Source organism: Rhodanobacter sp. TND4EL1, from assembly GCF_054061035.1.
In genome coordinates this window covers 109,786-130,716 of the sequence record NZ_JBSSDT010000001.1, presented here as the reverse complement: position 1 = coordinate 130,716, position 20,931 = coordinate 109,786, and the positions used below count along the sequence as shown (strand labels likewise).

General features: G+C 63.3%; 21 protein-coding genes and 4 tRNA genes. 5 read left to right on the top strand and 20 right to left on the bottom strand.

Features of this window, described 5'->3' with window-relative positions; translation table 11 throughout:
- Positions 1–50: 50 nt before the first annotated feature.
- Complete coding sequence (locus ACVWWQ_RS00690; protein WP_133950686.1) at positions 51–1,799, bottom strand: cation:proton antiporter; 1,749 nt, start codon at positions 1,797–1,799, stop codon at positions 51–53.
- Positions 1,800–1,969: 170 nt separating this feature from the next.
- On the opposite strand from ACVWWQ_RS00690, the gene ACVWWQ_RS00685 reads away from it, so the two are divergent.
- The 3 genes from ACVWWQ_RS00685 (at position 1,970) to ACVWWQ_RS00675 (ending at position 2,243) form a co-directional block, all read left to right on the top strand.
- A tRNA-Ala gene (locus tag ACVWWQ_RS00685) sits at positions 1,970–2,045 on the top strand.
- 9 nt (positions 2,046–2,054) lie between these two features.
- Positions 2,055–2,130: transfer RNA gene (locus ACVWWQ_RS00680), tRNA-Glu, on the top strand.
- A gap of 36 nt (positions 2,131–2,166) precedes the next feature.
- A tRNA-Asp gene (locus tag ACVWWQ_RS00675) sits at positions 2,167–2,243 on the top strand.
- Positions 2,244–2,310: 67 nt separating this feature from the next.
- Here the strand turns inward: ACVWWQ_RS00675 and ACVWWQ_RS00670 are convergent.
- Entirely contained in the window at positions 2,311–2,772 is a 462-nt protein-coding gene (locus ACVWWQ_RS00670) for a DUF1249 domain-containing protein (protein WP_133950688.1), read from the bottom strand.
- A gap of 37 nt (positions 2,773–2,809) precedes the next feature.
- On the bottom strand, positions 2,810–3,625 hold the full coding sequence (ppsR, locus tag ACVWWQ_RS00665; RefSeq protein ID WP_099652345.1) for a posphoenolpyruvate synthetase regulatory kinase/phosphorylase PpsR: 816 nt from the start codon (positions 3,623–3,625) through the stop codon (positions 2,810–2,812).
- 284 nt (positions 3,626–3,909) lie between these two features.
- On the opposite strand from ppsR, the gene ppsA reads away from it, so the two are divergent.
- Positions 3,910–6,282: a phosphoenolpyruvate synthase gene (gene ppsA / locus ACVWWQ_RS00660; protein ID WP_133950690.1), complete on the top strand. Its 2,373-nt coding sequence runs from the start codon at positions 3,910–3,912 to the stop codon at positions 6,280–6,282.
- A 120-nt stretch (positions 6,283–6,402) separates the two neighbouring features.
- Here the strand turns inward: ppsA and ACVWWQ_RS00655 are convergent, their stop codons facing one another.
- Positions 6,403–7,104: a protein phosphatase 2C domain-containing protein gene (locus tag ACVWWQ_RS00655; RefSeq protein ID WP_099652347.1), complete on the bottom strand. Its 702-nt coding sequence runs from the start codon at positions 7,102–7,104 to the stop codon at positions 6,403–6,405.
- Positions 7,105–7,215: 111 nt separating this feature from the next.
- Between ACVWWQ_RS00655 and ACVWWQ_RS00650 the strand changes: the two genes are divergently transcribed.
- Positions 7,216–7,305: transfer RNA gene (locus tag ACVWWQ_RS00650), tRNA-Ser, on the top strand.
- Between the two features lie 162 nt (positions 7,306–7,467).
- Here ACVWWQ_RS00650 and ACVWWQ_RS00645 read toward each other — a convergent pair.
- The 16 genes from ACVWWQ_RS00645 to ACVWWQ_RS00570 all read right to left on the bottom strand — a co-directional run bounded on the left by ACVWWQ_RS00645 (position 7,468) and on the right by ACVWWQ_RS00570 (position 20,839).
- On the bottom strand, positions 7,468–8,160 hold the full coding sequence (locus tag ACVWWQ_RS00645) for an SOS response-associated peptidase (RefSeq protein ID WP_133950692.1): 693 nt from the start codon (positions 8,158–8,160) through the stop codon (positions 7,468–7,470).
- A 1-nt stretch (position 8,161) separates the two neighbouring features.
- Positions 8,162–8,398 carry a hypothetical protein gene (locus ACVWWQ_RS00640; RefSeq protein WP_133950694.1) on the bottom strand — a complete coding sequence of 79 codons (237 nt, stop codon included), beginning with the start codon at positions 8,396–8,398 and terminating at the stop codon, positions 8,162–8,164.
- A 488-nt stretch (positions 8,399–8,886) separates the two neighbouring features.
- Positions 8,887–9,090: a hypothetical protein gene (locus tag ACVWWQ_RS00635; protein ID WP_133950696.1), complete on the bottom strand. Its 204-nt coding sequence runs from the start codon at positions 9,088–9,090 to the stop codon at positions 8,887–8,889.
- Between the two features lie 66 nt (positions 9,091–9,156).
- Positions 9,157–9,795 carry a hypothetical protein gene (locus tag ACVWWQ_RS00630; protein WP_133950698.1) on the bottom strand — a complete coding sequence of 213 codons (639 nt, stop codon included), beginning with the start codon at positions 9,793–9,795 and terminating at the stop codon, positions 9,157–9,159.
- 35 nt (positions 9,796–9,830) lie between these two features.
- The gene (locus tag ACVWWQ_RS00625; RefSeq protein ID WP_166669760.1) at positions 9,831–10,601 is read right to left on the bottom strand and encodes a phage terminase large subunit; all 771 of its coding nucleotides are present in this window, start codon (positions 10,599–10,601) and stop codon (positions 9,831–9,833) included.
- Positions 10,598–11,179 (bottom strand): hypothetical protein, encoded by a 582-nt coding sequence (locus tag ACVWWQ_RS00620; RefSeq protein ID WP_133950702.1) that lies wholly within the window; start codon positions 11,177–11,179, stop codon positions 10,598–10,600. The genes ACVWWQ_RS00625 and ACVWWQ_RS00620 overlap by 4 nt, the downstream gene beginning before the upstream one ends.
- Positions 11,176–11,766, bottom strand: a complete 591-nt coding sequence (locus ACVWWQ_RS00615) for a hypothetical protein (RefSeq protein WP_133950704.1) — start codon at positions 11,764–11,766, stop codon at positions 11,176–11,178. Before ACVWWQ_RS00615 ends, ACVWWQ_RS00620 begins: the two co-directional genes overlap by 4 nt.
- Entirely contained in the window at positions 11,763–14,357 is a 2,595-nt protein-coding gene (locus ACVWWQ_RS00610; RefSeq protein WP_133950706.1) for a phage tail tape measure protein, read from the bottom strand. The genes ACVWWQ_RS00615 and ACVWWQ_RS00610 overlap by 4 nt, the downstream gene beginning before the upstream one ends.
- A gap of 2 nt (positions 14,358–14,359) precedes the next feature.
- On the bottom strand, positions 14,360–15,046 hold the full coding sequence (locus ACVWWQ_RS00605; RefSeq protein WP_133950708.1) for a hypothetical protein: 687 nt from the start codon (positions 15,044–15,046) through the stop codon (positions 14,360–14,362).
- 411 nt (positions 15,047–15,457) lie between these two features.
- Positions 15,458–17,623: an AAA family ATPase gene (locus tag ACVWWQ_RS00600; protein WP_133950710.1), complete on the bottom strand. Its 2,166-nt coding sequence runs from the start codon at positions 17,621–17,623 to the stop codon at positions 15,458–15,460.
- A complete protein-coding gene (locus ACVWWQ_RS00595; RefSeq protein WP_133950712.1) occupies positions 17,620–18,228 on the bottom strand; it encodes a hypothetical protein in 609 nt (202 codons plus the stop codon). Before ACVWWQ_RS00595 ends, ACVWWQ_RS00600 begins: the two co-directional genes overlap by 4 nt.
- On the bottom strand, positions 18,225–18,449 hold the full coding sequence (locus ACVWWQ_RS00590; RefSeq protein WP_133950714.1) for a hypothetical protein: 225 nt from the start codon (positions 18,447–18,449) through the stop codon (positions 18,225–18,227). The genes ACVWWQ_RS00595 and ACVWWQ_RS00590 overlap by 4 nt, the downstream gene beginning before the upstream one ends.
- Positions 18,446–18,664 (bottom strand): MerR family transcriptional regulator, encoded by a 219-nt coding sequence (locus ACVWWQ_RS00585; RefSeq protein WP_133950717.1) that lies wholly within the window; start codon positions 18,662–18,664, stop codon positions 18,446–18,448. Before ACVWWQ_RS00585 ends, ACVWWQ_RS00590 begins: the two co-directional genes overlap by 4 nt.
- A gap of 87 nt (positions 18,665–18,751) precedes the next feature.
- Positions 18,752–19,195 (bottom strand): hypothetical protein, encoded by a 444-nt coding sequence (locus ACVWWQ_RS00580; RefSeq protein WP_133950719.1) that lies wholly within the window; start codon positions 19,193–19,195, stop codon positions 18,752–18,754.
- Between the two features lie 98 nt (positions 19,196–19,293).
- Positions 19,294–19,551 (bottom strand): hypothetical protein, encoded by a 258-nt coding sequence (locus tag ACVWWQ_RS00575; protein WP_133950721.1) that lies wholly within the window; start codon positions 19,549–19,551, stop codon positions 19,294–19,296.
- 67 nt (positions 19,552–19,618) lie between these two features.
- On the bottom strand, positions 19,619–20,839 hold the full coding sequence (locus ACVWWQ_RS00570) for a site-specific integrase (protein WP_133950723.1): 1,221 nt from the start codon (positions 20,837–20,839) through the stop codon (positions 19,619–19,621).
- Between the last annotated feature and the right edge of the window lie 92 nt (positions 20,840–20,931).

Genomic DNA, 20,931 nt, shown 5'->3' with positions numbered 1-20,931 from the left:
GAAAGGTGGCGCGCAGGCCGCCTGCGTCACGGCAAAGGTCGCCACCTGCCTCAGGGTCCGGGCTTTTCCAGAGTCTCCTTCAGGGCAGCCTGCAGACGAGCGTGCATTCTGACCAATCCGCGCCAGAGCACCACTGCCACCACGACAACCAGCAGCAGCAGCGAGAGGGCGATCCCGCGCGGTGGCAGGATGGCGGAACTCAGCACACTGACCAGCACCGCCAGCGCCAGCAACGTGGCTAACGGAATGATGCGGGCCAGTACATTGCGAATGGCCTGGGTATAGGAACCGGCAAAGCGTTCGCGAATGCCTAGCTCGGCCAGCACCATGCCCAGCGCCTCGGCCTTGCGGTACACCGCGATCAACATGGGCAGCGACAGGAAGAGTGCGCAGGCCCAGATCAAGGTGTGTCGCAGCTCCCGGTTGATGCCGAGCATGGAGAACCAGGCCCAGTTGTGTGCATTGACGTAGGCGCCGACGATGAACAAGGCCACCACCAGCAGCACGTTGATGCCGATATGCCAGAGCAGCCTTCTGAAAATGGCGGCGATGGCCGCGTTCTCGTTGACCGGCTTGAGGTTCTCCAGCCAGCCGCTGTAGCTGCTCGCCAACAACTGCAACGAACGCGGCGTCACTCGGCGCAGGCCGTTGCCCAGTCCATCGGCAGAGCGGTTCAGGTAGGGCGTCGCGGCCATGCAAAGCACGGACACCGCCACGGCTATGGGATAGATGAAATCACTGATCACGCCCAGCGACAGACCGAGCGTGGCAATGACGAACGAGAACTCGCCAATTTGCGCCATGCCCAGCCCCGAACGCAGCGAAGTACGGGGGTCGTGGCCGACAATGAATATCCCGAGGCTGCATGCCAGGGTCTTGCCGACGATCACCACCGCCGCGATGAACAGCGCCGGCAAGGCGTATTGCAGCAACATGGCTGGATCGATCTTCAGCCCGATCGCCACGAAGAACAACGCCGCGAACATGTCGCGCAAGGGCTCTACCAGGTGAAGAACGCGGCCTACGCTGCGCGACTCGGCCACCACGGCTCCGGCCAGGAAGGCACCAAGGGCCACGCTGAAACCCATCCATGCGGCAAGCAGGCTGGCGCCGAAGCAAATGCCGAGCACGCTGACCAGCAGCGTCTCGTCGCGCTCGAAGCTCGCCACGTAGTCCACCAGACGCGGCAACAAAAGGAGCCCGAGAATCATTCCCACGATCACGAACAATCCAAGATGCCCGACCAGCTTGAATGCCGTCTCCGCCTCCACCGACCCGCCGATCGCCACCGCGGTGAGCAAGGTCAGCATCACGATCGCCAGCATGTCCTCGGCCACCAGCAGCCCGGTCACCAGGTGGGCGAATTTCCGCCCACGCTGCCCCGACTCGGCCAGCGTTCGGGTAGCAACCATCGTGGAGGACAGGGAAATGATCGCGCCCAGAAACAAGGCATCCTTGCCCGACCAGCCGAACAAGCCTCCCATGCCATAACCGACCCACAGCATCAGGCCGACTTCGGCAACCGCCACGACCAGCACGCCAATGCCCACCTCGCGCAACTTGCGCACGCTGAACTCGAGGCCGAGCGTGAACATCAGCAGGACCACGCCGAGATTGGAAATGTCATCGATGGCCCTGGCGTCGCCCACCAGCACACCGGGCGTATGTGGTCCGATCAGGATCCCTGCCAGGATGTATCCCAGCAACACCGGCTGCCGCATGCGCTGGAACACGACCGTGGTGGCCCCTGCCACGATCATGACAATGGCCAGGTCACGGATGAAGCCAATTTCTTGCATTCGTCGAGCCTGCTCAAACGCGAGGGATCGCTCCAGCTTAAACGAACGAACAGCGACACTCGCCCGCTCCCTGAACGCCTCGTTGGGAATGTCACAACCGTTGATCGAAAGTGTGAAAAAAAGCTTGACGGATATCCAGCTCGCACCTATTCTTTGCGGCTTCCAGCGGCGGGGCCATAGCTCAGCTGGGAGAGCGCCTGCATGGCATGCAGGAGGTCGGCGGTTCGATCCCGCCTGGCTCCACCAACTTGAATTGTCCCCATCGTCTAGAGGCCTAGGACACCACCCTTTCACGGTGGACACCGGGGTTCGAATCCCCGTGGGGACGCCAAGTTGGCTCGCAAAGCTGGAAGATGTTGCAAAATGCGGAGTGGTAGTTCAGTTGGTTAGAATGCTGGCCTGTCACGCCGGAGGTCGCGGGTTCGAGTCCCGTCCACTCCGCCACTATTCAAGCAAAAAGCCCGCCTCGCGCGGGCTTTTTGCTGTGTCTCCGTCGCGCCGGGCGTGACGGTCAATCCTGGCGCTGCAGCGTGCCCGAGGAATGTCCCTGCTCGGCAAGGTATTCCAGCCAGCGCGAGAGGAAGCCGTTCATGCGCAGCCGGTGCTGAAAGACCGAGTGAGCCGGCGGAAACGGACCAAGCACCTGCCACAGGTGCCTTCCGGGATGGCAATGCAGCGCCTCGGCCACGTGCGCATCGGTGTACACGCGCAGTTGCGCCGAGGGCGCGCGCCGGCCTGTGTCGGCGTCAACGAAGTCGTAGGTAAGTTCCAGCTCCAGCGTGTACGGGTGACGCTCCTGCACGAACAGGTGCACATCGAGGCCGTCATCAACGTTCGAGATGTAACGACCCGGCGCCAGTTGTTGCGGCTGGAACAGCCGCGTCAGACGATGGTAGTTCTCGGCATACAACCCCATCAGGAACTCGAACCGTCCCGGTAGAAGGCTGCGGCGATTGTCCAGTACGGCACTCATCAGGGCTGGGCGAACTCCATTGTGCGAGGCAGGTGGTTCAAAACATCGTGCGTTCAATGCCGAAGCGATCGAAGATCTTGCTGGCAATCTCCTCGATCGAGACATGCGTGGTATTGAGACTGGGTATGCCGGCATGCCGCATCAGGCGATCGGCCTGCTCCAGCTCCCATCGACATTGCTGCATGGTGGCGTATCGACTGCCGGCGCGACGCTGCTCGCGGATCTGTGCCAGCCGAACCGGATCGATCGTCAAGCCGTACAGGCGATCCTTGAACGGGCGCAAGCGTGCCGGCAATTCGAGCTTTTCGAGGTCCTCGTCAGTCAGCGGATAGTTGGCGGCGCGCACGCCGTAATGCAAGGCCATGTAAAGACAGGTCGGCGTTTTTCCCGAACGCGACACGCCAACCAGGATCAGGTCAGCCTCTGCGTAATCCACGTCCATGCCGTCGTCGTGCGACAGCGCGTAATTGGTCGCGTTGATGCGCGCCTCGTACTTGTCGAAGTCGACCATGCCGTGCGAGCGATTGACCGCGCCCGAACGCCGGGTCTGCAACTCGTCCTCGAGCGGCCCGATGAACGGTGCAAAGACATCCAGCATCAAGGCACCGCTGGCCGCGACGATCTCGCATAGCGCCCGCTCGGCCATGGTATTGACCACGATCGGTCGCATCCCGCTCTGCGCGTAGTTGGTCTTGATGCGCAGCGCCGCGGTCTCGGCTTTGTGCGCATTGTCGGTGAACGGCAATCGGTGCTTGTCGAATTGCACACCCTCGAACTGCGCCAGAATGCTGTTGCCGATGGTCTCCGCCGTGATGCCGGTGGAGTCCGAGATGAAGAATACGGTGCGATGCATACAGGGCCCTGATGGCAGGTGGCGACTGGCCGCACCTTAGCAGGTCACCGGCTCCGTTCTGCCATGGGGAAGCCGGATCAACCCGGGCCGGAGAAGCCATCGGGGCGCGATTGAAAATGTACCGCCAGCTGACTGGTATCCCGTTGGAATGGCATCTTCGTGCAATGGTCTTCTTGTGCTTCGCACCATCCGCAGCGGACAATACCAGTTCTTTGCAGCCCGCTTCGGGCCTGCCTGTCGCGTCCATTCCACTCTTCGCAACGCTTCCCCAAAAGGAGACACCCTTGAACGATCTGGTGCTTTGGCTCGACCAACTGCGCATGACTGACCTGGGCAAGGTTGGCGGCAAGAACGCCTCGCTCGGCGAGATGATCGGCAACCTGGCCAAACTGGGTGTCTCCGTGCCGGGTGGTTTCGCCACCACGGCCGACGCGTTCCAGCAATATCTGGAGAAAAGCGGTCTGGCCAAGCGCATCCAGGAGCGCCTCGAGCATCTCGATGTCGACGACGTCGACACCCTGGTCGCCGCCGGCAAGGAAATCCGTGGCTGGATCATCGACACCGCCCTGCCCGCCGAGCTCGAGCAGGCGATCCGCGCGGCGTACATCAAGCTGTGCAACGACGCCGGCGCCGATGACATCGCCGTGGCGGTGCGCTCCTCGGCCACCGCCGAAGACCTGCCCGACGCCTCGTTCGCCGGCCAGCAGGAAACCTTCCTCAACGTAGTCGGCATCGACGACGTGTTGCACAAGGTGAAGGAAGTCTTTGCCTCGCTGTACAACGATCGTGCCATTTCCTACCGCGTGCACCAGGGCTTCAAGCACGACGACGTGTTCCTCTCCGCCGGCGTGCAGTTGATGGTGCGCTCGGACGTGGGCGCGTCCGGCGTACTTTTCACGCTCGACACGGAGTCCGGTTTCCGCGACGTGGTGTTCGTCACTGGCTCCTATGGCCTCGGCGAAATGGTCGTCCAGGGTGCGGTGAATCCGGACGAGTTCTACGTGTTCAAGCCCACGTTGCGTCTGGGCAAGCCGGCGGTACTGCGCCGCAACCTCGGCGCCAAGCAATTGCGCATGATTTATTCCAGCGCACCGGGCGAGCGGGTCAAGACCGAAGACACCCCCGCCGACATGCGCAACAAGTTCTGCATCAACGACGATGACGTGCAGGAACTCGCGCGTCAGGCGCTGATCATCGAGAAGCACTACGACCGCCCGATGGATATCGAGTGGGCGAAGGACGGCCATACCGGCAAGATCTACATCGTGCAGGCCCGCCCGGAGACGGTGAAATCGCGCTCGCACGCGACTCAGCTCGAGCGTTTCCACCTCAGCGAAAAGGGCAAGGTGCTGGCCGAAGGCCGCTCGATCGGCCAGAAGATCGGCGCCGGCAAGGCGCGCGTGATCCGCTCGCTGGCCGACATGAACAAGGTGCAGGCCGGCGACGTGCTGATCGCCGACATGACCGACCCCGATTGGGAGCCGGTGATGAAGCGCGCCTCCGCCATCGTCACCAACCGTGGTGGCCGCACCTGTCATGCAGCGATCATCGCCCGCGAGCTCGGAGTGCCAGCCGTGGTCGGTACCGGCAACGCGCTGGAGCTGATTCCCGATGGCGCCGAGGTCACCGTTTCCTGCGCCGAAGGCGACACCGGCACGATCTACGAGGGCATCCTGAAGTTCGAGCGGATCACTGCCGACCTGGGCGACATGCCCGAGGCACCGCTGAAGATCATGATGAACGTCGCCAACCCCGAGCGCGCCTTCGACTTCGGCCAGCTGCCAAACGCGGGCATCGGCCTGGCCCGCCTGGAGATGATCATCGCCAGCCACATCGGCGTGCATCCGAAGGCTTTGCTGGAATACGCCAAGCAGGATGCGCAGACCAAGGCGAAGATCGACGAGCGCATCGCCGGTTACGCCGGTCCGGTCGAGTTCTACGTCGACCGTCTGGCCGAGGGCATTGCCACCATCGCCGCCTCGGTATTCCCGAAGCCGGTGATCGTGCGCCTGTCCGACTTCAAGTCGAACGAATACGCCGGCTTGCTCGGTGGTTCACGCTACGAGCCGCACGAAGAGAATCCGATGATCGGCTTCCGTGGCGCCAGCCGCTATGTCGATCCCAGCTTCGCCGCGGCCTTCGCCCTGGAGTGCCAGGCGGTCAAGCGCGTGCGCGAGGTGATGGGCCTGGACAATGTCTGGGTGATGATCCCGTTCGTGCGCACGCTGGAAGAAGGCCACAAGGTGATCGAGGTGCTGGCCAAGAATGACCTCAGGCAGGGCGAGCACGGCCTGAAAGTCATCATGATGTGCGAAGTGCCGTCGAACGCGTTGCTGGCCGACGAGTTCCTCGACATCTTTGACGGCTTCTCGATCGGCTCCAACGACCTGACCCAGCTCACCCTGGGCCTGGACCGCGACTCCAGCATCGTTGCCAACCTGTTCGACGAGCGCAATCCCGCGGTGAAAAAGCTGCTGTCGATGGCGATCAAGACCGCTCGCGCGAAGGGCAAGTACATCGGCATCTGCGGTCAGGGCCCGAGCGATCACCCGGATCTGGCTGAGTGGCTGATGGAACAGGGCATCGAATCGGTGTCGCTGAACCCCGATACGGTGGTTGATACCTGGTTGCGACTGGCGAAAAAGAAGGCCAACTGACGCACGTCGAAAGTGCTGCATTGAGACAGGTCGTCTCGTCGTATCGAAAAAGGGTCGGAGCCTTCCGGCCCTTTTTCATGCGTCACCATCGCCGGATGAAGGCAATTCCGCCCTGCGGCGTCAGCGCGAACGCACGATCAACACCGTGATGTTGTCGTCACCACCGCTGTCCAAGGCGCTCAGCAGCAGCTGATCCACGCATTCCTGCACGGCAAGGTCGGTGCGAGCCATTTTGCGCCCGATGGCGGCGTCACTGACGCCCTCGGTCAGGCCGTCGGTGCAAAGCAGAAAGCTCATGCCGGGCTGGAGCTTTCCGCGCGCCATGCCGATATGCAACTGCTCAATGGCCGTGACACCCAGCGCCTGGGTGAGCACATTGCGCTGCGGATGCTCGACCGCCTGCGCGGGGTCCAGCTGACCGGCTTCGACCAGGGTCTGAACCAGGGAATGGTCGTGGCTTACCTGACGCAACCCCTGCTTCCATTGATAGACACGGCTGTCACCCACCCAGGCGATTTCGTGACTGTCGCCATCCACTTTCAGTGCGGCAATGGTGGTGCCCATGGGCAGTATGTCGAAAGCGTCGCGGGCACGCGCCAGCAGAACGGTAGCGGCACCGCGAACAGCCTCCACCAGACTGCGTCCTTCCCTGACCAATCGCACCACCTCATCACGTACCAGCGCCGAGGCGACCTCACCGTGCTGGTGTCCGCCCATGCCGTCGGCCACCAGGAACAGGCCCAGCGAGGCATCCGCGTAGTAGGTATCCTCGTTGCGCGTGCGACGCAAACCAACGTGGGTTCCGTGTCCGAATTCGATCATGGGTATTCAATGGAGACTGGCTGTCGCAGCATGCCGGAAGACAGAGTTGTTGTCACGGCAAGTTCGCTCGCGTATTATTCCCGGCTCGCATGAGCCACCATGCAGCGCACCGGAGAGGTGGCAGAGTGGTCGAATGTACCTGACTCGAAATCAGGCGTTGGTGAAAGCCAACCGTGGGTTCGAATCCCACCCTCTCCGCCAATGTGTCATTGAAATCAGCAACTTACGCGAGTAAATCTGACTTCCCCAACATCCTGCCCAACGTGGCGGGATGTTTTGTTTCAGTCGGTGAGAATTGTTGCTGGATTGCGCACACAAACATGTGCCACAGGATTTCAAAGGGTTTCGGACGCGCCGGCAAGCTCAACCGGGCTCTACGGCCTGCACCAACTCCGGGCCCTCGTTTCGCGGGTTTCCCACGGCCCTGCTCACTGGGTAGTACGTGAGCAAGGTCGTTTTGTCAGGCTGTAGAACGTCGCGCGCCATTGATGTGTCACCGGTCAACCATTCACTCCAGCACTCGGGGCGCACGATTACTGGCTGACGATCGTGGATGTCTCCGCTAACCTTGCCCGGCTCGCCGGTAATTATGGTGAATGTGCGGTGCCAGTCGTCCGTTTCTGACGCGCGCCAGACTTCCCACAGCCCAGCAAACATAAGCAGCATGCCTTCAGGATTGTGGATGAAGTACGGCTGTTTATTACCGGTCTTGCCAGTCCATTCGTAGTATCCGGACGCGGGTATTAGGCAGCGGCGCTTCTTGAACGCGCTGCGAAACGCTGGTTTCGTTTCTACGGTCTCAGCTCTGGCGTTTATCATCTTTGCGCCAATCTTCGGGTCCTTTGCCCACGACGGGACCAGACCCCAGCGCCAAGCGTGGGTTTCGTATTGCCCGTCTCCCCATGCCACCACCGGGGCGCGCTGCGTTGGTGCCACATTGAAACGTGGTTCGCGCTGATTAAGCTCTGCCTCCAAATCCAGCTCCATCAGCTCAAGCTCGCGCTGCGCCTCTCGCGATACGCTTACGGGCCCAAACATGGCGTAGCGTCCGCACATATCAGCCGTCCGCCGGAAGCTCGTCTTTTAGAGGCGGGTAGCCGTGGCGTGTCAGCATGTCATCCAACGCCGCGTTAGCCCATGCGTCAGTCTCGGCGGTTGTTTCCTCGGTGATCTGGTCGGCGTATCCGCAAAATTCCTGCAACAAATCGTCGCGGTCGGGATACTTGCTGACCAGGCCAGGCATCATCGCTTCGAGTTCGTCCAAACGTTGCTGTAATACGTCGCGGCTAGTCATAAAGTCGCCCTGCTGTGGTGGGTTGCCGCACAGTACAGCCAGAGGACGTCAAGGGTCGGTCAATCAGACCGTGAGACTGTTCCAGCGTACCGTCTGCCCATGTCCAGAGATCGAAACACCAACTTCATGGGGCCAGCCGGCATATGTGACCATTGCGGGCGGCGCTGCATAACGCTCGACCAGGTCGGGATCGTCTGCTTTCATTGTCATCGGGGCAGGTTCTTGCATCGCTCCCAATGGAAGATGACAGCATGCGCGGCGTGCGGCGGCGCTTCCTGTGACGTATGCCGCTGGACGGGTGTCACAGCGGCGCTAAAAGCTGTCAAATAAATACGCCCCGGTCATCGGATCCACCAGACTTGTGCTGTCGGCTCCATGCCGGACGGCCATCGGTGCGCTTGCCAGACTTGCGGGGCGTGGACAGGTTGCACGATCGCGCCGGCGCAGCGCATCAGCAGGCGGCGCGGTGGCGTGTAGGTGGTGGCCTTTTAAACGTTGAGGGGTTCAACTGTCGCCTTACCGGGAGGGGTTGCATTCTTTTTTGCGACGGCGAGAAACAATCGGGCCCAGTGAAAAGCATCATCGGCCAGCGCCTCCACTGCGCCATCCTTTCTTGGCCCGCCGATAAGGCTGGGGTTCTTATGCTGCATTGACCCGACGAACAGCGCGAGAGCTACATCGTTCAATTCCATGTTCGATCCTCCTTTGATGGAGACTGGAACATATCGGGCGGCAACGTGCGCCGCAATGCCCCGCCCTCAAACCCGCAGCGGCTCGACCGTCACCGTGCGCCCGCCGTCCAGGCCATAGACCGCCAACGCGACGGCGAGAATCAAGTCATCATGCGCGCCCTCGCGCGCGCCGAAGGTGGCGTTACCCACCGCCGTATACGACACGCGAAAATCCAGCAGCTCGCGCCGGAACAGCTTGGCCAGTGGCAGGGTGTCGGGCATGTGCAGCTTGCCGGTGTGCATCAGTGCCTGCAGGCGGCTCACCAGGGCCAGCTTGGGCACGTTGTGGCCGCCTCGACCGTTCGGGCCTTCCTCACCGCCGAACGTGATCGTAACCGGCACAATGCGCGGCACCCTTTCGGTCTTGAAGATGTCGAACACAGCGCGGCCCACGCCGGTGTAGTCGATCCACACGCGCGGGTCATGCTCGGCGATCTGCTGGCGCGCCAGTATGCGGTTCACGCGCTGCGCTTGCGCCGGGTACGGCTCGCCGAGCGGCGCCTGTTCAAGCAAGCGCAGGATGTAGGTCGGCCGCTCGCTGCGCAGTGCCTCGCGCGCCTCGATCGCTACTTGCGGGGTCAGGCGGTGCGCGGCGACTTCCGGCGCGATCTTTTCGATCACGGCGAGCGACGTGGGGTCTTTCGACTGGCCCAGGTCGACGCCCACGGCGACGGTGCGGCGGTAATCAAGTAACGGGTGATTCATGCCCAGGCTTCCAGTGTGTTGTCGACCATCGCGTCGCATAGTTCGGAGCTGAAGAACGCTTCTTCGGTGTCCGTGAACTCGCACAGGTATTCGGCGCGAAATTGAAATTCGCTCATGCCCTCGCGTTCCTCGGCCAGAAACTCCTCGGTGATGTGCGGACAGTCGCGCGCGGTGATCGTGGTGCGTTCCCAGTTTTTGCCGAACTCCCACGCCTCATAGAACCAGCCGCGTCGGCCATAGGGCGTCGTTAGCGCGATCATCTGGCCGTTTGGCGACGCGGCAAGCATGGGGCGCAGGGCGGTATAGACCGAATCGGCCACGCGCGCGGCCTCGTCGATGTAGACCGCACGCGGTGCGCTGTATCCGCGAATGGTTGCGTCGTTGTCGCCGGGTAGCGCGACCAGGTGCGAGCCGTTTTCCAGTTCCAGCTCGGTGTCGGTGTCGCGCACAATGCGCGGCACGCCGGGCAGGCGCCGATAGACGCTCGAAACCTTCTTGAACAGCAGGCGCGATTGCCGCAGCGTCGGCGCAATGATGAGATACAGCCCAGGCGCGTAGAGCATGCCATGCACGCACTTGGCGCCGACCACGGTGGACTTGCCGCCTTGCCGGTTGACCAGGATCAGCAGGCGCCGCGCTTCGGAGCGGATAACCTCCTTTTGCCATGCCGCCGGGTCGACCGTGTTGCCCTCGGCATCGCGCACGCCTTCGCGGAACAGGTACGCCGGATCGGCCGCGCGGTGGAAGTCCTCGGCAGCATCGGTCACTTGTCTTGCTCCGCAATTGCTTTGTCGATGTACTGCGAAAACTCGGCTATCGAGACGCGAACCATGCCAGCGGGCGCTTGCTTTTTGCTGTGCCCGTATTCGATCGACACCGCGTAGGGCAGATTGTTGGTGATGTAGATATCTTGCTTGCCGTCTGCGTTTGCCAACACGTCCGCGCCGACCCCGATGGTCGCTGTCCCGGTCTTGTCGACCGCGTCGGTGGTGCTCGTGTCAGGCGCCGCCAGCGAGACGTTCCAGTTCGCTCGCAGTCGACCGCCCACGTAGCCAGCGGGCGCAACTATGTCCATGCCGTCGTGCAGCTTCTTGCCTGGTCGAAGCTGGCCGGCGCGTGTCAGGTTCGCCGGGTTGGCGCGCAACGCTGCGTTGTGCTCGGTGACCTGCGTGTTGTAGTTCACGGCCACGCGGTTCACTTCCCACAATTCCGGGTTGCCTACCGGTGTGCGCATGACGATGTTTGTCAGCAGCTCCTGCGTAGCTCGGCGCACCACTTGCGCGGGCGCAGCCTTGGCTTTCTCTACGAATTGGGATAGTGCAAGGGTGAATGTCTGGCTGCTCATGCGGTGCGCGCCTCAATCAGCACAGGCACGCGCGCCGGCTCGGTCGGTTGCGCGATGGATGCCTCCGCCGCGGCGATTGCTCGGGCGCCGGCGTTGATGGCCTCAATGCCCAGCGGGCGCAGCTCGCGCACCAGGGCCGTGCGGATTGCGTGCCACTGCGGCGACTGCACGAGGTTGATCGTGTTGTTGTTGATCGTGATGCCGGCGCCCAGCTCGCCCAGCAGCTTGCCGATACGCTCGGACGCCCTGCCGGCGGATTCAATCGCGGCGCGCTCGCCGGCAAAGTCGCCGATGTCGAGCGACCGGTCGGCATTGCGATACAGCCGGCCACGCTGCCACACCAGGTGATCCAGCAGGCTCTTCGACTCGTGCTCGCGGATCTGCGCCAGCTCTTCATCCGATCGACTGCCGCGCACGCGCAGGCGGGCAATCAGGTCGGTGTCCATGTGACGGGATCGGTGGCGCGAGAGCTGCGTCGGGTCCAGCCCGTACCGCAGCCCCAGCACGCGCAGAGCGATCCCGTTCGCCAGGCCGATCTCGATCGCTGCGCGGTCGGGGTGCTCGCATATGCTGCACGGCTTGCTCATGCGTGCTGCATCCGCCAGAGCGTGCCACCGGGCCGGCTCTCGGACGTCATCACGTCGCGCACCTTGCTCTCGATCATCTTGCCAAGCTGGCGCCCGGCGTCGGAGCTGTCGCCGCCGGTGGTGGCCTTGCTGTTGCCGTTGCTGTCGACGTTGACCACGGTGGTGATATTCACGTCACCGCCCGAGCCGCCCGCCTTCACGCCGAGCTTGCCGTCGGCGCCGCGCGACAGCGGTAGGATGGCCTCTGGGCCGGCCTCGCCCATGATCCCAGCGCCCTTGGCGAAGGCGAACGCGGTCGGCTGGCTGACGATCTGGCCGCTGTAGGCGGATAGCGACGGGCTCGGCGATTCGAACACGCCGCCCTTCGCAAACCCCGCGCCGATGGTGCCGGGGCCAATGGCACTGGAAAAGCTGCTGGCAATGCCGGCCACTGCCTTCGCAATCTCGATCTTCTCGATCTGCAGGAGGATGTCCGTAACAAAGCCCTTCCAATCCGCTTTACCCTTGGCAAAAAACTCGGCCAGGTTGTCCGTCAGCCCCTGATAGACGTTTGTCACCACGCTGGACGTGGCGCCGGCGATGTCTTTGGCGTTGTCCAGGTAATTCTGGGTCGCCCGCTTGGCGCCGACTTCCCAGCTGCCGCGCGCCGCGTCGGAGCGCTCGAAGCCCTTCTGCTCGATCGCGACGCGCTTGTCGTGGTACGCGGCAAGGTCTGCCAACTGCGCGCCATAGCCCGCCTTGTCGATCTCGCTCGTGCTGTTGCGCTGCTGGCGTTCGAGGCTCGCTTTCTGGCGGTTGTAATCCTCGTCGATCGCAATCAGCGCCTGCTGCTGGGCAATCTCCTTGTCGCCCATGCCAAGCGATGCCACCTGAAGATCAATCGTCGCCTGGCGCGTGTCGAGCATGTCCTGCAGGCTGGCACGGTAGGCAATGACGGCCGCCTGACTCTTCAGGCGCTGATCCATCAGCTTGCCTTCGGCCTCGATCTCGGCGCGAAGTTCGTTCATGTCCTGAACGCGGAAGTCGTGGGCGGCACGCTGCGACTTAGGTCCGTCCTTCTTCATTGCCGCGGCATAGGCGCTCTGCGCGGCCTTGATCTGGTCGTCTGCCTGCTTCTCGATGCGCGAGCGCTCTACCGGGTCCACGATGCCGTACAGCGCGGCAAGCCGATCGCTGTTGGCCTTCTTGATCTGGTTGTCGAGGGTTTCCTTGGGGCTGCGGTACGCGCTCAAGCGCTGTTGTGCTGCGATGGATTGCGCGTTCGCCAGCGCAGCATCCTGCTTGGCTGCGTCAGCGAATCCCGCGGCGACTTGCTGGCGTCGAAGCTCGGCGAGCTGCGCTTGCAGCTGCTTCACGCGAGGGTCGTCTTTGCCGGCTCCCTGCTGGAAAATTCCGTTAGCCTGGAACCCGCCGCCCTGCAGCTGTTCGAGCGCGTCCTGTACGGCCTTGACTTGGTCACCCAGTCCGGCCGTGCGGCCTATGCCCTTCATGGAGTCCCACGCCTTGCCCCACTCGACGGCCACGGCGTGGCCTGCGCGCTGCATGATGCCGGCGTTGTCCTCGACATCCTTGGCGCGATCGGCCATCGCTCGCGCGTCGAGCTGATTGGCCAGCCGCGACGCCTCGCGCGTTTTGCCCTCGTCCTCAAGCGCCGCGATCATCGCGTACTGCGCCGAGGTCAGAAAATGATACTGCTCGTTCAAGTTGGCGATCGTCGCCGCCGGCTTGTCGTTCAGCTCGATGATCTTGGCGACAGCCTTGTCGATGCTCTCGCCGGTGACGGTTGCCATGTCGACGGCCTGCCGGGCCAGCCCACCGATACCGGCACCAGCTACCTTGCCCGACGCGGCGAACGCCTCGACTGCCTTGCGTGCATCGCCCCACTTACCAGTTATCGCGCCGACACTCACGGCCATGTCGTTGAAGCCGGCTGCACTCACGCCAGCCGCGCCGCCGGTGGCGATCACCGCCACGCGCAGCTTTTCGGATTCCTCGGAGCCCTTGAACGCAGCCACAGCAAAGGCGCCAAGCGCGGCAACCACGCCGCCAATCACCAAGCCAATGCCACTGAACGCCAGCGACATCACGCCAGAAGCATTTGCCAGGGTGAGCGCGGACTGCTGAAAGCGGCCGTATTGTCCGGTTGCCAGATCCTTGGCCAGATAACCCAGCTCGCGCCGGGCCATCGCATTGTTCAGGCTGAACTTGTGGACAGCCTCGCCCGCACTGGCAATCTTGACGCGGCTTGCGTCCAACGTCGTGTTCAGCGCCGCGAAGTCGTCCGCCGAGATCATGCCCGACTTCTTGAACTTGGCGAGCTGCGCCTGCAGCACGTCGAGCTTTTCCAGCTTGGCGACAGTCGGGTCGATCTGGCCGGCCAGCTTGGCAAGCGCGGCCGTCTGCTGGTTGAACGCCTGCGCAGCCGCCTTCGCCGGCTTGTCGATGCCGCCGGCTTGGTTGAACGACTTGTTGAGCGTGTCCGTCGACTTGGCGGCTTTGTCGCCGCTCTTGGCGAGGTCGTCCAGACCTTTCGACGCCTGGTCGACGCCTTGGGTGGTGACGCGAACGCTTAGGCTGGCAAGATCAGTCATGCTCAGTCACCCGCTGAATCGGCACCAGCGTCGCCGCTGGTCGTGCCCACACCGCCGGTCGGGCGCCACGCAAGGCCCGCATCCGTTGCAATGATGTCCCGCGCGATCGCCGCGGCTTCGGTCGCATACCCCAGCGCCTGATCCATATCTGAAAGCTGCTGCGCCTCAAGCGGGTTTTTCGACACAATGGCCTGGGTCGATATGCGGCTTTTTTGCTGGTCGGTCAGTCCGGTCAGCGACGCAGGCAATCGCACGATGGCGTCGATTGCGCGGGGGTCGCTGGCGACCGCTCTGCCGCGCGCCTCGTCACTCATTGAGCGAAGGTGAGCCGCCAGCGCCAGGTCGATCGCCACGGTGCTGTAGTCGCCGGCTGGGTAGGGAGCTACTGCCGACAGAGTCTGCCGCCGTTCCTGGGCGTCATCCTTCAAGCCGTTGAGGATCGTCCCGGCAACATCCAGCGCCCCGAGTTGCTGGGTCGCCAGCTTCTGCCGGTCCTCATGCTTCGCTTCGTTACTCAGGCGCGGATCGTTCTCGATCCTTTCCAGCGCCTGCCCGTAGCTCTCCACCAGCCGCGCGCTGCGCTGGACGTTTGCCTGTACTTCCTTCAATGGGCCGGTGGCGTTCTCGAAAGGCCACATTGCAATGGCGTGCGACTTGCCGCGAAGGTTTGCTTTGATCAGTACGGACATGTGGTGTTTGCTCGGGTCGGGCGCCGGATGGCGCAAAAAGTTGTTTCCTTAAGTGTGGCGGGTTGTTGGGTGAAGTCAAGTAACGCCTTGTAAGCGTTGACATGACACAACATGAGGCGGACGAGCCCTCCGCCAATCCTTGAGAATCAGCCACGAAGCGCGAAAAACGGCCGAGCACCAGAAACCGCATAGCAGCGCGGGTTGCGGGGCTGTTTTGGTGCCGATTTAGGGGCGCCGATGGCGCATAAGTGGCGTTCTTATGCGGTTTCTGGCCTGTCGCTACCCCCTGACCACCTGCGGGAGTGCGGGAGTTGCGGGAGTAGTGCGGTAATTGATTGTCTCGGCGACTCCCGCGCACCCCAGGTGCGGGAGTTCCGCACTAGGGGTATGGGGATATACCGCACCGCACTTTTACGCCGCAATATCGGCCGCACTTTGCGGGAGTTCCCAGCGCGCGCCCCAGTGCCGATCGGGCTTTTTGTACTCAGCCCGCACAATCCGCCCATCGCGCGCCAGCCTCACCAGCGCAGCAGCAACGCGCCGTTTGCCTTCGGCCGTCCGGTACTGGCTGCCAAGCTCGGGCAGTTGGCGCAGGGTGTGCCACGCCGTCGTCGGCCCGGCTGTGGCCGTGGTCACGGTCAGCCCGGCACCGATGGCCAGGCCCAGCACGCCCAGCACCGCCTCGGCATCGCCATCGGCAACCATGGCCGCCGCGCTTTCGCGTGACCCATCAGCGCCGGCCGGAATCAGCACGCCGTGCTCTGCGCGTTGCAGTCGCACCGCGTCCGCTCGCTTGCCCAGGTTGGCCTTTTCGTGTCGCAGCTCGATGCCTGCATCATCTTCGACCAGCGCAAGACGCGAGCGCGCGCTGTTGTGCCATGCCGTGCTGCCGCTGTAGTTGTTGCCGGCTCCACCGTTCTTGGCTGCGTTCTTGTCGATGTGCGCCAGCAACACCATGCCGGCATCATTGGCGCGGGCCACCTTCGCCAGCCGGCGCATGAATATCCGCACCTGCAGGCGGGCGTTTTCGTTGCCGGCGAACGCATCGCTGGCGTTGTCGATCACGGCCAGGCCAGCATCCGCGACTGCGGCGACTACCTTCGCCATCATCGGCGTTTCAATCAGGCACGCGGAACCCTTGTTGCTGGCCTCGACCATCAACGCCGCTTCCACGTCGGCGCCGTCGAAGATCCGCAAGCCGGCCAGCACCTCGGCGGCGGGCAGCTGGTATTCCTCGATGATGCGTCGCAGCCGGTAGCGGACAATCTGCGCCTCATCTTCCAGCGACACGAACACCGCGCGGCATGCCTCGATGCTGAAACCGGCCCAGCCTCGGCCGCACGCAACGTGCGCGCAAATGGTGAGGCTCAGCATGGACTTGCCTAGGCCGCCATGGCCGCCCAGGAGCGTCGCCACGCGTCGCGGGATCAGCGGGTCGACCACGAACCGCGGCGGCTCGGGCATCGCGCCCATGATGTCGCCCAGCGGAACCTCGACGAGGTCGCCGGAATCGTTCGCCGCTTCGCTGTGGGCCGGCGCACCGGGCAGGCCATCATGGCGCGGCTTGGCGATGCCGCTGGCGATACCGCCTTGTATCGTCGCGCGGTTCTTTTCAGGCGTTGCCCATCCGGCGCGCTCGGTGGCGTCGATCAGCGTGGCCGTAACGACGCTGTGGGACAGCCGGCCCGCGCCGATGAATCCGCCCATGCTGTGCGCCTCCCTGTTGAGCACCTCGTTACGCGTGCTCTCTGGAGCGTCCAGGACAGCTCGCTCTGCGCCGACTAGCGCGGCAAGGGCATAGCGGTCAGCCTCTCGTGCCGGTTGCTGCTGGGCCACCTTTGGCGGCTCCGCGATGGCAGGCACCTCGGCCAGCAGCTCGCCTAAAGAAAGCGGCAGCCCGTCGAGCGTGTACGTCTGGGAATCGACCACGGGCAGATACAGCGGCTGCTCGGGCTTGTCGCAGGATCCATCCCACGGAATCGCCGGCTGGCTTTCGGCAACCATCGCAGCGTCGATCCTGGCTTGCACTACATGAGTGGCCGCGATCAGCTCTGCACGTGGCGCCGACAGGTCGAGCTCCAGCACGACGCGACACCGCGGCGCGTCGGGTTTGTGCGATGCGGTTGTGTACACCAGGCCGGAATACGGCTGCAGCACCTGCACGAGCGTTGCGAACGCATTCGGCGTCAGCGCGTGGTCAATGTCCAGGGCAATGAACCGGCGCGGCAAGGCGCACGCCTTGCACCGGTGCGCCTTGCCGATGGCGCGGGCAAAGCTGCCATCGGTGCCGCCGGTGCGATGCAGTAGATCATCGGAGGCGATGGCCAGCGGCCCGGCTATCCACTGCTGCCCTTTGGCCGTGGCACGGTCGACCACGATCGCATCGCGGAACGCGGCGAAACTCTCGGCAACGTGCTGGGCGGGCGTGTTGTCGTGCTCGCCATATCCGCGACTGTAGGCGACTTCACACATGGAGTTTTTAGCCGTGCTACGCTCGCTGTGCAGTTCGCCCATGTCTGCGCTCTCTGCGTCCGCCTCGCCCGCCAGCGAGGCGTTCGCGTTTTCAGGGGCCATCATTCGCCACCTCCCTGTGACAAGCGTCGCTGTAGATACCAGCCTTCGCGTGTGTCCACCGGCTCGCCCAGCAGTTCGAGAATGTCTTGCGCCTCTCGCCGCGCGCCCTTGCTGGTGGACCAGGCCTCGGCAGCATCGGCCTGCGCCGCGCTGAAAGATTGCATCGCATGACGATGCAGCACGATGCAAGCAAGATCGGCGCGGGTCTCAATTCCGCGTGCCAGGCGTGCAAGGCTGGCTTTGAACTCGGGCGTCAGCACCAGGTCGAGTCCCAAATCTTGCCGCGCGTATGTGAAAGAGTGGAGCACCAGCCCAGCCCAGCCGGCCTCGGCAAGGCCGTAGCGTTCCGCGTCCATGCGCTCGCAAGCGATTTCAACTTGTGCCTCGGCCAGCTCGGGGTCATGCTCGATCAGCACGGCAAACGCATCGCGCAGGTGCGGGAGCATGGGAGTGCGTATATCGTCGATCGAGATGATGCCTGCGGCCAGCCAGGTGTCCCATGCGTGGACGATTGCGGCCAGCTGCTCGTCCACGTCACTGCCGGCGAAGGCGGCTTCGATGCGGTCATGGGCTGCCCAGCAGGCGTCCTCGGTGGGGGCGGCGTTCATGCGGAACCGCCTTCAAGAGCCGTCTTGAAGCGCTGCAGCAGCTCGTCCAACTCGGTCAGTTGCGCATTCGCGTAGCAGTTGAAACGCTCGCGGTCTGCGACGGCCTGCGCCTGCATATTTTCCAGCAGTTTGCGCCCGTCATCGCTCTGCGCAATGTGGTGCATCATCTTCGGGTTGAATTGGGCGCGGTCGAAGCGGGTCACCGTGAATGCGCCGCTCATGCGGCTTTCCTCGCGCCCTGCGATTCAAGCCAGGCGCGCACCTCGCCCACGCGCCAGCAGGTGATGTTGCCGTCGTCAAGTTTGATCGGTGCGGGGAACTTGCCGGCCTTGACTCGACGCCATAGCGTGGCGGCGCCGAAGGGAACCATGCCAGCCATCAAGTCACGCTGTCGCAGCAGCGCGTAGTCGGGGAGGCTTACCGTATTCGATGACATTGCATGTCACTCCATGCTGTGGATGTGACATGAACTTTATGCATCAAGGAGGCCTTCGTATGCAGCAACAGCCCCCCATCTATTGCACTACTCGTCTCGGGCGTCGCGTTCCGACCTAGATATGGCGTCGTGCTCTTCCCTCGCCATTTTGTATTCCTCAAAATAGCGGCGCACAGTTCTTGAACTGATTCCGTTCTCGTCTGCGATTGCGTCGATTGCCGCAGTCGCGGATGTTTTTGGCCCTATCAGGCCGTCAACATCCATGCCAATCTTGATGTAGTCACCGGCCACGCGCTTTCGCGGTGCGGTCAGGTACAAGGCATCTGTAAGCATTTTGGCGCGCTTGCTGGCAGGGGCGGCCGCAGCAGCCTCGAATGCCTTAGCAATGTGCTCACTTAGTGCGTCACCCGGCACATACTCGGACCGAAGCTTTGCCGCAAACAGCGCAAGGCAATTACCAGCGGCCAAGGGATCATGGGGGGCCGCCGATACCGCATCCAGGTGTGCCACGTTCAAATATATCTTTGCCATGCCGCGCACCTTCTGCGCCCTTCAATAGGTGCCGCGCCAGCCGGGGAAGGTGCCCGGTTTTCGGGGATCAGCCTAGGCGCGGCTCAAAACGTGGTGGATCAGGCTGCCAAACGATCAGCTAATGCCAGCACAGTCTCGCGGCCGGCTGCCACCGCTGCGTTCGCCTCGGCGACGCTCAGCGAGCCCTCGACGATTGCCTGGGCCAGCACCAGACAGCGGAACTGGTCTTCCTTGTCCATATCACGCGTGAGCGCCACAACCTCAAGCCCTATCGGATCCTCGACAAGCACGACAGTGCCCGGCTCGATCTGGGCCAGTTCTTTCTTCAAGCGATCGCCTAAACTCTGAATTGCCATGGTGTCACCTCTTTGTCAGGTGTTGCTGTGGAAGTCGGCCCGGCTGCCTATCAGCCGGTGCCGGCGCTTACGCCTTGCGGCGAATCTTGGTGACGTTGCCGGTCGCTGGCTTCGTCTCGATGAAGTTGGCCCAGTCGGCCATCATGTGCGTACGCTTGGCAAGCAGGTCGCCGCGGCGGTAGGCGGCTTCGACCTTGTTGCCGATGGCATGCGCCAGCGCCATCTCGGCCGTTTCCTGCGGGTAGTGGGATACCTCGGACGCCCAGTCGCGGAACGTGCTGCGGAAGCCGTGCGGGACAGCATCCACCTTCATCCGCTTCATGACGGCCGAGAGCGTCATATCTGACAGCATGCCGCCGCGCGGGGCAGGAAACACGAGGTCGGTGCCAGCCATCCGCGGCAATGCGCGCAGCAGCGCCAACGCCTGCGGCGACAGCGGCACCCGGTGCTCTTTGCCAGCCTTCATGCGCTCGGCCGGCACGGTCCACGTAGCGCCCTTCACGTCGATCTCTGACCATGTGGCGCCGCGCACTTCGATCGACCGCGCGGCCGTGAGAATGGCGAACTCAAGCGCGCGCGAAGCGATGCCGGCGCACTGGCGCAGCGCTTCCATGAAGCCGGGCATCGCAGTCGCCGGAAGGGCGGCGTGGTGCTTGACCTTGTGCAGCTTCGACGGCTTGCCCAGCAGCGGCTGCAGGTTGCCCTTCCAGCGCGCCGGGTTGTCGCCGGTGCGGTGCTTCGCGGCGGTAGCCCAGTCCAGCACGAACTCGATACGCCCGCGCAACCGACTGGCGGTTTCGGTCTTGGCCGTCCAGATAGGCTCAAGGATGGCAAAGACGTGGCGCGCGTCGATCTTGTCGACCGGAAGCTTGCCGATCACGGGGCTGGCGTAGGTGTCGAGCGTCGATTGCCACTGGGCCAGATGCTTGGCGTTCTTGAACTCCGGGGCCTTGACCGCGATCGCGCGCCTTGCCGCCTCGTCGAACGTGAGCGCCGTCATGAGCGACGCACGCGCGGCTTGGCGTTCTGCTACCGGGTCGACGCCCGCGTCGATCTTGGCGCGAAATGAGCGCGCCTTGTCGCGTGCGTCAGCCAGCAGCACGCTCGGATAACCGCCTAGGCCAACATCGCGACGCTTGCCACCGATCAACACGCGCAAGATCCACGATGCCGCACCGCCGCGCACCTGCAGCTGTAGGCCGGCGACGCCGCCCACGGCATGCAAGCCAGGCTCGATTGACTTACGTTTGACGGCCAGGGCGGACAGCTCTTTCGCTTTCTTCGGCATGATGCGTTTCCAACCTACCCCACAACGGGGGGTGCAATCGGACGATAAGCCATGACACGGCATGATGCAAGCGAAACCTATAAAACAAGCGG